We start from the raw sequence: 12,363 nt of genomic DNA, 5'->3' as shown, positions 1-12,363 counted from the left end.
CAGAATTATTTTCTGTTCAGACGCCTTAGTCTTAATTTTCTATAACTTTATGATATTTTTATATATTTGTCAATAGTTTTCAATACCCATCGCTTATAATAAAATCAATAAGTTAATTTTTGAATTGCTTACTTAATATATCAAAGCATAACATTAAATAAATTAACATTATCACCTCATTTTTTATATAAATATGCTGGTACAAATAAAATAAGACGCAGAATCTTATCAATTCAACGTCTTGCTTTCATTCCTTTATGTTTCCAATCCGAAACGCTCTTCCAATATGCTTCTTAGAGCATCAACAATACCGCCTGCATCAATCCCGGTCTCATCGACGGTGATATCCGCGTACTGCTCGTAATAAGGAATCCGCTCTTCGTACAAATCTTTTAGTGTCATTCCATCTTTCAGCACAACTCCACGATCTGTTAAATTACCAAGCCGTTCCTCTACTGCTTCGTAACTAAGTTTTAAATAAACCACTGTACTGATCTTTTTCAGATGTTCCATGGCTTCCGTTCCGTAGATCACACTACCTCCCGGGGCAATGACACTGTTATGAACGGAAAGCTCTGCATTCACTCTGTTCTCCACTCGAAGAAAGCCCTCTTGTCCTTCCTCAGCAATAATCTCTTTTAACAGCCGTCCCTCCTGTTCCTGGATTACGATATCCACATCAACAAAGGAGTACCCCAGACGCTTTGCTAAAAGAACCCCTACTGTACTCTTTCCTGAGGCTGGCATTCCAATTAAGGTAATGTTGTCAAGATTCTGGTTTCTTCTCATTTCCTTTTCCTCCTGTCCTTTGACTTCTTATCCGTTTTTTTTACTGAATAACCAAACGTACCCACCTTTTTTCCAAGTTCAAAATACTCTCCATGGGAATAAGTAATCAGTTTGGACTGATTCAGATGAAATTTATTCTTCTCATCCATATACTGGTTGTCTACCGTTACACCCACTACCTCAGCGAGAAAAAGATCATGACTTCCAAGAGGCTTGATCTCTGTAACTTTACAGGAAAGAATCACCGGACTTTCTGCGATTCCCGGCACTCCTATATTTGTTAAAGAACAGGGGGTTAATTTCATATCAGAAAATTTATCCACGTCTCTTCCAGATTTCACACCGCAGTAATCCGCTGCCCGGACCAAATCTGCAGTCACCAGATTTAAAGCAAACTCACCGGTTTCCTTAATAATATTATAGGAATAGCGCTCCCGCCTGATGGAAATGGACAGCATGGCAGGAGAAGAACAGATTGTCCCGGCCCAGGCTATCGTAATGATATTAGGCTTTTCTCCCTGGCGCATACAGCTCACCATAACTGCAGGTACTGGATAAAGCATATTTCCAGGCTTCCAGTCTGTCTTGCCCGATGGCTTTGCCTGCCCGGACTCTCTGTTATTCTTATCTTTCATGATTCCTGCCTCCCTCTATTCCTGCACTGCAAGCATAATACCAGGAATCAGCTGCTTTTTCCTGGATACAACACCGGGAAGACTTACCAGATGATCTTCACCGCTGTCTGCGGAATCCTCTGCACGGAATGCAGTTGCAATCAGTTGTTTCGCACCCTGTCCCTCACAAAGAAGTTCCGTGGATTCCGTAAGAATATTGGTCAGCATAAAGAACATCATGTCTACCCCATGCTCCTCTCTGGCCTTTTTCATATAAGGAAGCATTCTCTCTTTTAATTCATCCAGTTCCCTGGGGTTTAAAGAGCTGATCTGTCCTACTCCAAAGTTCACCTTTCCAAATGTAAATTTCTTAAAGTCCTGATAGAAGATCTCTCCATCTGTTTTCCCTTTTAAATTGCTTCCTGCTGCAAACATGGAAGAAGCATATTTTTCCACCTCAATCCCTGCAATGTCTGCAAGATTAAGAGCCGCCCTCTTATCTGCCTCTGTGCAGGTAGGAGAACGAAACAGAAGCGTGTCAGAAATGATAGCACTACATAATAAACCAGCTATCTTGGGTTCTATCTCCATGTGATTTTCCTGATACATCTGGTATATAATCGTAGCGGTACATCCAACCGGCTGGTTGCGGAAGAATACCGGGGCTATGGTCTCCACAGTTCCAAGTCTGTGGTGATCAATAATCTCCAGCACCTCAGCACTTTCCATTCCCTCAACAGCCTGTGACCGCTCATTATGGTCAACCAGAATCAGACGTTTTCCTTTCGCACCAAGTAGGTTTCTACGGGAAATCATTCCTTTATATTTTCCATTCTTATCAAGAACAGGGAAATCACGATGGCGTTTGCTGGCCATTACATCCTTAATATCGTCAATATAATCCTCTACCTCGAAGGTAATCAGTCCGTCTGTTTTCATAAAATAACTGATTGGAATACTCTGATTTACCAGACGGGCGGCGGTATAGGTATCATACGGAGTTGTCATAACTGCACACCCACGCTCCTGGGCAAGCTTCTTTATGGTCATGGAAACTGCAGCACCTTCACAGACAATAATGCAGGCCGCTTCCATCTCAATGGCACACAGCTGGGATTCATAGCGGTTTCCTAAAATAACCAGATCACCTTTGGCAATATAGTATTCCATCATGTCAGGATTGGCTGCAGCAATTAAAACCTTTCCGTTATTAAAATAATCGCTGACATCACCAACCACCATATTTCCTTCTAAAGTTTCCACAATGTTGGCATACTGAGTATTGGCTTTTGATAAAATACTGCTGTCATACACATTCATATAGGACTTTGCAATATCACCTACTGTAATAAGCCCCTCCAGCATTCCATCGTCAGTCACAGCAGGAATGGTTACAGCATTGGCCTCCTGCATCAAATTCCAGGCATTTTTCAAAGACAGGTTTTTCTTAACCCCACGGGTCTCCCTTATCTCAATATCCAGCACCTGGGTCTTTACATTCTCAATCAGTTCCGGAGGCTCAACTCCAAAATAATTAAGTACGAACTGGGTCTCTTCATTCACCCGCCCAGCTCTTCCCGGCTGATAGTCTTCCTTTGTCAGCAGCCTTTTTAAATTGGCATAACAGACAGCTGAACAAATGGAATCTGTATCCGGGTTTTTATGTCCAATTACAATTGTTTTCCTGTTTCTACGGTTCTCTTCCATGGGTTCCTCCTTTATTTCATAATCTGTTTACACAGCGTTCATATTGTGTTCACATGTATTTTTTATACTAATTGTATAGAAATCAAACAAACAAAAACGCTTAAATAGTCAAATTGCACATAGATTTTTCATAATTGCCCCGGCTGCCTGGCAGCCGGGGTCTCCTCATTTTACAAGGTTTTATCCTTTGTGAAGTATTCCCATTATATCATAATTTAGTAAATTGTAAATAAGCGATGGCTGCTTCAATCCCACTCTTAGTGAGAACATTTCCCTCTCAATGTAAAAAGGAAAGCAGAGAGAGCGTTTATTCTCTCTGCCTTCCTTATCTATTACATGCTCATTATCAGTCAAGAATCAGTCTTGCTGCGCCATAGATCCCAGCATCATTCCCCAGTGTCGCAAGAACGATTTTGCTCTTGCTTTTTGAGATAGGAGTAAACCTGTCATAATGGCGGAATATCTCATCAATAAGATATTGTCCTGCCTTTGATACACCTCCGCCTATAACAAATACTTCCGGGTCAATGACCATGGTAATCTGAGCCAGTGTAAGGCCAAGATAATGACCCACGATATCGATCACAGACTTTGCCAGTTCATCTCCAGCCTTTGCCCCATCCAAGACTTCCTTCGCAGTAACATCATCTCCGAATTGCCGTAATACAGAAGGAATATCCGTAGAAGCCATCTTGCGTCTTGCTTCCCTCGCAATGCCAGTAGCACTTGCAATCTGCTCCACACAGCCTACGCCGCCGCAGTTGCAATGTTCTGTCTCTTCATCCCGGATATGGATATGACCGATTTCACCTGCCAGTCCGTGCTTACCGGCAATAATCTTCTCTCCCAGGATTACGCCGCCGCCCACACCTGTGCCCAGAGTGACCATAACGATATCTTCGTAGCCTTTACCGCCGCCCTGCCACATCTCGCCCAGGGCAGCCACATTGGCATCATTTCCGCACAGCACCGGAATTCCGTCCAGCCTGCTGCTCAGTTCTCTGCCCGGATATAAATCACGCCAGCCTAAATTGACGCAGACCTCCACATATCCATCCGGCATAACCGGACCAGGAACTCCCATTCCTATGCCTTTGATCTCATCAAGAGAGAGAGAAAGCTTCTTAAGTGTTTCCAGAATGGAAGCAGATACATCATCAAGAATGTATCTTCCGTTCTCTTCCGTTCTGGTACCAACCTCCCACTTATGAAGAAGTTCCCCTGTTGTTTCAAATATTCCGATCTTAACAGATGTTCCTCCCACATCTATGCCAACACACTTTTTTCCCATGTCCAGATACACTCCTTTATGCTTTTGTAACACAGATGCTGATTATTATAAGGATTTTGCCACTTCTGCTACATGCTCAGGCGTAAATCCAAAGTGGTCAAATAACAGATTAGCAGGACCGCTTGCACCGAATCCAGTCATGGTCACATATGCGCCGTCAAGGCCTACATATTTGCCCCAGCCGAAATCACTTAATGCTTCCACTGCCACACGTTTTCTAACTGCTTTTGGAAGTACGGATTCCTTATACTCCTGGCTCTGCTCCTCAAATAAATCCATACATGGCATGGAAACTACACGGACTTTCTGATCAGGAATCAGCGCTTTTGCTTTTACAGACAGTTCTACTTCCGATCCGCTGGCAATCAGAATCAGATCTGGTGTTCCTTCACAGTCATCGATTACATAGCCACCCTTTAATGCCTCTTTGCTGCTTCCTGGCATAGGTGTCAGATTCTGTCTGGTAAGAACCAGAGCGGTTGGTGTCTTTTTGGAAGTCAGTGCAGAGTACCATGCTGCTTCTGTCTCTGTTTCATCACAGGGACGGAATACATGGAAGTTTGGCAGTGCACGTAACATGGCAAGCTGCTCGATTGGCTCATGAGTCGGACCATCTTCTCCAACACCAATACTGTCATGAGTGAATACGAAGGATAACGGTACGCCCATTAAAGCGGAAAGACGTGCCATGGGTTTTGTGTAATCACTGAAAACAAAGAAAGTAGATACATAGGTACGAAGTCCGCCGTGAAGCATCATACCGTTTCCTATGGCTGTCATTCCAAGTTCCCGAACTCCAAAATGCATGTTTCTGCCAGCCGGGTTTTCCTTGCTGTAATCTCCCATATCCGACATATTTGTCTTATTGGAAGGTGCTAAATCCGCAGAGCCGCCGATTAAGTTTGGCATATATGTCTTAATTCTGTTTAAAATCTGTCCGGATAAATTTCTGGTTGCATCTGCCTTCTCCGGCTTTTTCCAGAAATCAGCGCATGCCTCAATGGATTTCTCTCCTGCATCCGGGTCATGGTAAGCATTCCACAGTTCTTCCATGTCTGGATACTCCTGGCAGTACGCAGCAAACATCACATTCCATGCCGCCTCTGTCTCAGCCTTTTCCTCAGCAAGCTTTCTGTAATGGCTGTAAACTTCCTCCGGAACGTAGAATGGTTCCATAGATGGCCAGCCTAAGTTTTCCTTTAATGCAGTGATGTTATCCGCACCCAGAGGTTCCCCGTGAGCACTTGCCTTACCCTGCTTTGCAGGACAGCCAAAGCCGATCTGTGTCTTTATGGTGATAAAGGAAGGATGCTCGGTATCTGCCTTTGCCTCTTCGATTGCACGTCCGATGGCTTCTAAATCATTCCCATCTTCAACTGTAATAATCTGGAAACCAAATGCTTCCATACGTTTTTGTACATTCTCTGTAAATGCGATATCTGTACTTCCTTCAATGGAAATTTTATTGGAATCATAAATTACAATTAATTTACCCAGACCAAGAGTTCCTGCAAGAGAAAATACTTCGGAGGAAATTCCTTCCATCATGCAGCCGTCTCCACCCAAAGCAAAGGTGTAATGATCAACTACCGGATAGTTGTCCTTATTAAATACAGCAGCAAGATGACTTTCGGCAATTGCCATACCCACTGCCATACCCATACCAGCTCCTAGAGGACCTGTGGTTGCCTCAACTCCCACCGTATGGCCATACTCCGGATGTCCGGGAGTTTTAGAACCAAGCTGGCGGAAATTCATCACATCCTCTTTGGATAAATTACCATATCCAAACAGATGAAGCAAAGAGTACAACAGCATGGATCCATGGCCTCCGGACAGGATAAAACGGTCTCTGTTGGCCCATGTTGGATCTGCCGGATTATGATTCATGTGATTTGCCCATAATTCATACGCAGCAGATGCACAGCCTAAAGGAAGTCCCGGATGTCCGGAGTTGGCTTTCTGGATTGCATCGGCAGAAAGGATGCGGATTGCATTAATTGACATAGTATCGATGTTGCTCATTGGTATTGTCCTCCTATTTGTAATCTTATTTCTTTCATGTTCTGGGGTCCGGATACGATCAGAGTATTGGGAAATCTGCCGTTTCGGATTTTTGTTATGGGAAAATCAAATGTACCGGAAAATTTAAGCCTTCCTGACATGTTATAGACTCTGCAAGAGTCTTCATTATACAAAATTACCAGGTTTCCGTCAATATCGGCATGGGTGTACTGATATTGGAAACCGTTGGTAAACATCAGGTTCCCATTGGATTTATATACAGAAAGCTTATAAGGATTTTCCCCCTCAGGGTTATCGGTAATCATTCCTGCATACTTGTCCGAATAAAATACACTTTTTATCTCATCTTCAGCCGGAATCTGCTTAATCAGCTCCGGAGAAAGTGCATTCTTTGTGGAATAAAACGATATACCATTATCTGCAAACGCACAGGAGTATGTGTCATCAAGAAACCTTACCTGCGCTACAAATGTGGACTCATAAGGTTCATCAAATCCCCCCACAAGCCTGTCCGGAACACTTTTGCCAATTTCTGCAAAATTATGAAAGGCAACTCTTCCATTCATTGTTCCATTTTTTAAAAATGCATAAGATCCAATCAGCTGTGTTCCATCAGGAGATAAGCTGATATCCACCGGATAACCGGAATCTCCTCCTAATAAAGCTTTGATCTTCACATCCAGAGAACTGCCATCCCGTTTATAGAAATACACATAATTGGAAGTAGTATCTTCTAAGATCGCGGCCACCACTCCATGGGCTGATACAGACGCCTTTATAATAGGCAGTACCGTGTTTGCCACTCCGGTATTACCAGTCTTATCAAAGACATAGATGGAATTACCCTGTTGATCCGCAATGACCGCATAAGAGCCATTGACACTGGCAACCGGTGATTTCATCTCATAGCTCTGTATCCATACTTCTTTCCCCTGGTTATCAATATAGGAAGCTCCATCCTTGCTGTACTTTAACACATTGGTTCCAAAGTCCAAATATCCAACGTAGCTTCCTTCATTGAGCGATTTTTCCCAGACGACGCTGTATCCAGTATACTGATAATAATTCAAATATGTATACAGACTGACTGCACCAGCAGACAGGATAAAAAGCACCACCAGAAAAATCTTTAACTTTTTCTTTTTAACCTTTGTGCGGGCTCTTTTTATGATTTCATTGCTGTCCTCGTCCTTTTGCGGTGAAGCCGGGACAATCTGACGCCGCAGCTGGTCTTTCTTTATCTCTCTGTTCATAGAGTTCATATCGCTCATGCAGTTTCTCCTAAAAATGCCCATATGTAATTGTAGTATACATCAAATTAGAGAGAAACGCATTAAGTTTTTCTACGGAAGACGCAATTTCTGGCCCGCAACTATCTTATTTTCATCTTCCAGTCCATTCAATTCACAAATTTCCTTTAATTTATTCACACTCTTATATTCAGCAATACAAATCCCATACAGCGTTTCTCCTTCTACCACGGTATGAATCCGTTGTCCATCCGTCGCCGCTGCCTGGGTTGCCGGTTGTGTCTCAGGTTTGGCTGCCTGTGTCACCTTCTCTTCTACTACCTTTTGTGTTGCTGGTTCTGTCTCTGCGGCTGCAGCTGTCTCACTGACTGTCTCACCCGCTGTCTCCCCAGCCTGTGCCGCTGTCTGGGCCTGTTCGGTACCGGGCATGGTTTCAGACATGGTTTCCTTGTTGACTGCAGAGGTTGGATAAACTTCACCATCTGCTTCCTCTACCACTACTCCCGATTCCTTTTTTTCACCCTTTTGCTGGGCCTTATCACCCAGGAGTATTTTTTCAGCCTTGGCTGGAATTGCAGACACTACCACACTTTCCATGCTTTTCATACGCTCATAGTTGTTAAACATAACAATTCCGCCAGCTAATACGACAACTGACATGGCCATGCACATGCCCCGGAGAAGTCCGACAGTCTGATGCCTGTCCACCGCTTCTTCTTTGTTCTCGCCCATTCGCTTGCGGAATTCTTCAATTACCTTATCATTTGTATCGGTTTCGATACGTTTTACATCCTTGCGCAGTACCATATAATCCTGCATCATTTGATTGCGTTCATAATAGATACTGTACCCCTGAAGTTTATAAAAACCATCTTCCGAGGTTACATAAATTGTTTCATCCCCCTCTGTTCCACAACTTAGATACATTAGTTTGTTGGGACCTCCAAAATACTGCATGTGCTGCTTCCAGTAATTTAAAGGACTTAAATCTTCTCCGGGACTTCCACATATAAACCAGCCCTGTATGGATCTTTTTGGAAAAAGCTGGTCCATGTTTTGGGAAGCTCTTTTCCATGACAGTTCTGTAAAGGACACCTTCAGGCCCTCTTCCGTCACATCTTCCATCTCCAATGCTCCGTCGATAAAGATATACGGCGTCCCCTCACTTAACTCCAAGCTGCCAAGCAAAAGCCCGACCCGCAGTCTTTGTCCACTTACAGGAAAAAGACGTTTTAAATATGTGTTAACATAATCCTCTACATATAATTTTACGATTTCATCCCGTTCCCCAATCTGTCTGATGTTTTTGGGCAGCTTCGGGAACGGATTGTATAATTCATCCATTGGATCACCCCGCTATTCTATTTAATCCAATGAATCATAGCATAAGGCTTTTGAAAAACGTGTCAAAGAAAGTACGAGTTTTCCCATAACTTTTCGACAAGACAAATACTGCGGCTGATGCAGTCTGCCATACGCATGACAACAGAAAGCCGGATACTCTGAAGCATAAGCGGATCATAATTTCCGCAGCTTCCCACAATACCTGTAATAAAAATATCCCCTACAGCCCGAAGCTCTTTGCTGACTCCAAGGCCTGGTTTTAACGCCCCTTTTCCAAGAGTGACATAACCAATGTGCTCTATATTTCCAACCGAGGCATCCACAGCTACCACAACATGATTGGGATATCGCAGCTTCAAAATAGTCTGATAGGTATCTAAATTCATGGCGTGGACCGGACGCTCCAACGTGCCCAGTAACTCTAAATGCTCCAGTCCCATTTCATTTAGCTTATAACCAATTAAGGGCCCAAGGCTGTCTCCCGTGGAACGGTCGGTGCCTATGCATAAAAACAGCACACCTGCCGATTTTCCATTCTCCTGCTCCGAGCATATCATGCTGTAAAGTCTGGAGGCAAACTCCTCTGCTTCAAAGGTCTGCCTGGTGTCATAATAAAAAACATCCCGATTTCCCCGGATTGCAATTCTTTCCCATAATTTCATAATATACTGCCCTGCTGTCCTTATTTTTCTCTGTTCTATTATAAGCCGGGTTCTTTAGAATTATTCACCTCATTCCTCTGGAAAAATGCAAAAAAAGGTACAGGCCTGCCGTCTAAGCCGGCTGGTTCCTGTACCTTAATTTTAGTCTTTTATGCTATTATAAATTTCCTTGGCTTCACTAATGGTCTGTGCCTTCCCCATCCGTATCATATCTGCCAGTTCATCAAGCTTTTCCGGTATCATATATTCAGATCCGATATAAGAGGCATAATTATCATTGATAAACAGCGTCTGCTCCTTAACCCGTATCTGAGCTTCCTTCCAGTTATTAACCGCCTCTTCGTGCTCCTTCTCAAGCTGTGCGATCTTTTCTCTCTTACTGCTGGCGATTTCATCGGAAATAATCGTACTGGTTACCTTATCAAATGTATTTAGTGCCTCCTGTTTCTTGTCCGCAATATCAGCAAGATCCTGTTCTGTTCTTGCAATCTCATCATCGAATTTCTCCAGATTATAGACCTTTTCGTTACGATCCTTTTTTATAGAGCGGATAATGGCACGAAGCTTTCTCCGATTGGATTTTATAGAATTTTTAATCGCCCTTCCCTTTTTTAAAGCCTCTGGGTGTCTGACTCTTGTCCGATTGTTAATCAGAATATAAATTCCACCAAAAAGCAGAATTGAGACAAAATAAATTCCTGCCAGGTAAAATGATTTTCTTTGGGGTATAAGAAAATAGATTCCGCAGGGTATTGCAAGGAAAAAAATAAGTGCGGTAAAAAGCAGGATAATGGTTTCAGAAAACCCTCTGGTGAAAAACAAAGCATAATACCAGGTGCTCCTGCAATAAGACGGGACATGATCCCGTTTAAAAACAGATTTTAACTCAGTTAACAATTCTTTGTTTTTATCCTTAAGCTCCTGAGTCTCCTCTTCAATCCGTTCCTTAATTCCCTGGGTTTTGGCTTTTTCCCGTTTGTTTCTTAAACGCTTTAAATTGTCCTGTTCTCTCGCGATTTCTCTGTCATAGGTATCGTTAATTTCCTGTACCCTTTTTTTCACCGTAAGGCTGATGGCATCGGTCACAGCCTTTCTCTCTGCTTCCAGTTCTCTAAAAAGACTCTTTTCTTCCAGACGGTATTTTTCAAGCAAACTCTTGCTTACCGATAGTTCCTGAACGGCTCTGCATGCCTCTCCAAGAAATCCAACCTGATCTTCTATAGGCTGTGCCATCTTTTGTCTTCCTCCTTCGGTTTTTCCTCTCACAATTTTATCATAGGTTGATTTGTTTTACAATGTCCTGAATTTCTTCCTTGCCATATTCGTACACATAATGCTATAATCGTTTCATCAAATGACTGGCGGTCACCGAAATTTGTCAGATAGAAGGGAAAATTATTATGTTTCGTATGTGGGCAAAATTAATAACCAATACCCGGATCGTAAAAGATACCGTCATCTGTATCTCCGATTACAGTCTGTCCAGAACTTCCATGGTGTTTCAGTCTCTGGAAGAGATCTGCTATCAGTTTGATCTTGGAAAGCCCATATGGCTTGATTCTACTGTAAAGGATTTTAAAGTTCATTCAAAAACACGATTTACTCAGGATAATTTTATGGAACCCATTGATTTTGATTTTCTGGAGATACAGATTATAGAAGAATAACAATCCTGGCATAACTAATATTTATTAAGGCAGACAGCCAAATTTGCTGTCTGCCTTTTTACAACTATTTTTTAATCTTTATTCATAGTACTTGCCTGTCAGCTCAACTATGCTGATTCGTATTACTGCAGTTCCCCGAACCATGTTTTCTGGAAGCGGGACATGAGCCAGCTGGGGAGTGTATTTTTCCACTACTTTCTGCAGAGCCATCCTCTTTTCTTCCAAATCACCAACCAAAGCAGCTCTTCCCGTTACAATTGCACTCTCATATTTTGTATTGGTATCACAGGGTTTCCCATTTGCATCAAGCAAAAGCGCCTGCATCTCATACACGGTAAATCCTACTTTGCTGTCTCGGATAATATTGTCAATCTTTTGTCCTTTGGGCAATCCATGCACATAAATACACTCATTAACATAGACATAGTGAACCGGCGTATTGTATGGGGTGCCGTCTTCATTAAGGGTTGCCAGGCTGCCCGTTTGCACTCTGGACAATAAATCATTCAACTTTTCTTCTGATAGCGGATGTGTTTTCATTCTATATTGCACTTTATTTATCCTCCTGTAATAAATTATTTTGTTTTAATACGGAAAAAGAAATACCACCAATGAAAGAGCATGACTGCAATGAGAAAGCACCTTGCAGGCAAAACATGGATTGTTGCAAATGCAATCATCATAACCGTAGACGCAAATATTAAAATTGACAGCTTGGTTTTAAGTGTCATGGCCCTTTCCTTTATATAGTTTTCTATATACTTCTGATAAATATGGGTATGGCAAAACCATTGGTGAAATCGGGAAGACCCTTTTGCAAAGCAGTAAGCAGTAATCAGAAGAAATGGCGTTGTAGGGAGAACCGGCAGCACAATTCCCAGCAGTCCCAGCCCCAAAAAGACCAGCCCTGTGGTGAGATAAATAAATTTCACGATTTTGGATCTGCTTTTTAATTGAGTTTTTTCTTTTTCAATCATTCCTATTGCGACTCCGTTTCATTCTATTTCTGATATA

The 12,363-nt window shown here is 42.6% G+C and carries 12 protein-coding genes; 1 reads left to right on the top strand and 11 read right to left on the bottom strand.

Going from position 1 to position 12,363, the window contains the following annotated elements; all coding sequences use genetic code 11:
- Positions 1-255: 255 nt before the first annotated feature.
- The 9 genes from BXY41_RS25230 to BXY41_RS25190 all read right to left on the bottom strand — a co-directional run bounded on the left by BXY41_RS25230 (position 256) and on the right by BXY41_RS25190 (position 10,915).
- Positions 256-789: a shikimate kinase gene (locus BXY41_RS25230; protein WP_104439642.1), complete on the bottom strand. Its 534-nt coding sequence runs from the start codon at positions 787-789 to the stop codon at positions 256-258.
- On the bottom strand, positions 786-1,424 hold the full coding sequence (locus tag BXY41_RS25225; protein WP_104439641.1) for a flavin reductase family protein: 639 nt from the start codon (positions 1,422-1,424) through the stop codon (positions 786-788). Before BXY41_RS25225 ends, BXY41_RS25230 begins: the two co-directional genes overlap by 4 nt.
- A 15-nt stretch (positions 1,425-1,439) precedes the next feature.
- A complete protein-coding gene (locus BXY41_RS25220) occupies positions 1,440-3,110 on the bottom strand; it encodes a putative manganese-dependent inorganic diphosphatase (protein WP_104439640.1) in 1,671 nt (556 codons plus the stop codon).
- Positions 3,111-3,456: 346 nt separating this feature from the next.
- Positions 3,457-4,401: an ROK family glucokinase gene (locus BXY41_RS25215; RefSeq protein ID WP_104439639.1), complete on the bottom strand. Its 945-nt coding sequence runs from the start codon at positions 4,399-4,401 to the stop codon at positions 3,457-3,459.
- Positions 4,402-4,446: 45 nt separating this feature from the next.
- Entirely contained in the window at positions 4,447-6,426 is a 1,980-nt protein-coding gene (gene tkt, locus BXY41_RS25210) for a transketolase (protein ID WP_104439638.1), read from the bottom strand.
- A complete protein-coding gene (locus BXY41_RS25205; RefSeq protein WP_104439637.1) occupies positions 6,423-7,697 on the bottom strand; it encodes a DUF5711 family protein in 1,275 nt (424 codons plus the stop codon). The genes tkt and BXY41_RS25205 overlap by 4 nt, the downstream gene beginning before the upstream one ends.
- 72 nt (positions 7,698-7,769) lie before the next feature.
- Positions 7,770-9,020, bottom strand: a complete 1,251-nt coding sequence (locus BXY41_RS25200) for a LysM peptidoglycan-binding domain-containing protein (RefSeq protein WP_104439636.1) — start codon at positions 9,018-9,020, stop codon at positions 7,770-7,772.
- A 62-nt stretch (positions 9,021-9,082) separates the two neighbouring features.
- A complete protein-coding gene (gene yyaC, locus BXY41_RS25195; RefSeq protein WP_104439635.1) occupies positions 9,083-9,682 on the bottom strand; it encodes a spore protease YyaC in 600 nt (199 codons plus the stop codon).
- A 141-nt stretch (positions 9,683-9,823) separates the two neighbouring features.
- Positions 9,824-10,915 (bottom strand): regulatory protein RecX, encoded by a 1,092-nt coding sequence (locus tag BXY41_RS25190; protein ID WP_104439634.1) that lies wholly within the window; start codon positions 10,913-10,915, stop codon positions 9,824-9,826.
- Positions 10,916-11,082: 167 nt separating this feature from the next.
- Between BXY41_RS25190 and BXY41_RS25185 the strand changes: the two genes are divergently transcribed.
- Positions 11,083-11,349 carry a hypothetical protein gene (locus BXY41_RS25185; RefSeq protein ID WP_104439633.1) on the top strand — a complete coding sequence of 89 codons (267 nt, stop codon included), beginning with the start codon at positions 11,083-11,085 and terminating at the stop codon, positions 11,347-11,349.
- A gap of 78 nt (positions 11,350-11,427) precedes the next feature.
- On the opposite strand, the gene BXY41_RS25180 is transcribed toward BXY41_RS25185, so the two are convergent.
- Both BXY41_RS25180 and BXY41_RS25175 read right to left on the bottom strand, forming a co-directional pair.
- Positions 11,428-11,901, bottom strand: a complete 474-nt coding sequence (locus BXY41_RS25180) for a pyridoxamine 5'-phosphate oxidase family protein (protein ID WP_104439632.1) — start codon at positions 11,899-11,901, stop codon at positions 11,428-11,430.
- Between the two features lie 23 nt (positions 11,902-11,924).
- Positions 11,925-12,326: a YbaN family protein gene (locus BXY41_RS25175; protein ID WP_104439631.1), complete on the bottom strand. Its 402-nt coding sequence runs from the start codon at positions 12,324-12,326 to the stop codon at positions 11,925-11,927.
- Positions 12,327-12,363: the final 37 nt, after the last annotated feature.

This window comes from Lacrimispora xylanisolvens (assembly GCF_002934545.1).
GTDB classification, from domain to species: domain Bacteria; phylum Bacillota; class Clostridia; order Lachnospirales; family Lachnospiraceae; genus Lacrimispora; species Lacrimispora xylanisolvens.
The sequence above is the reverse complement of the archived record's forward strand: the minus strand, read 5'-3'. Positions and strand labels throughout refer to the sequence as shown.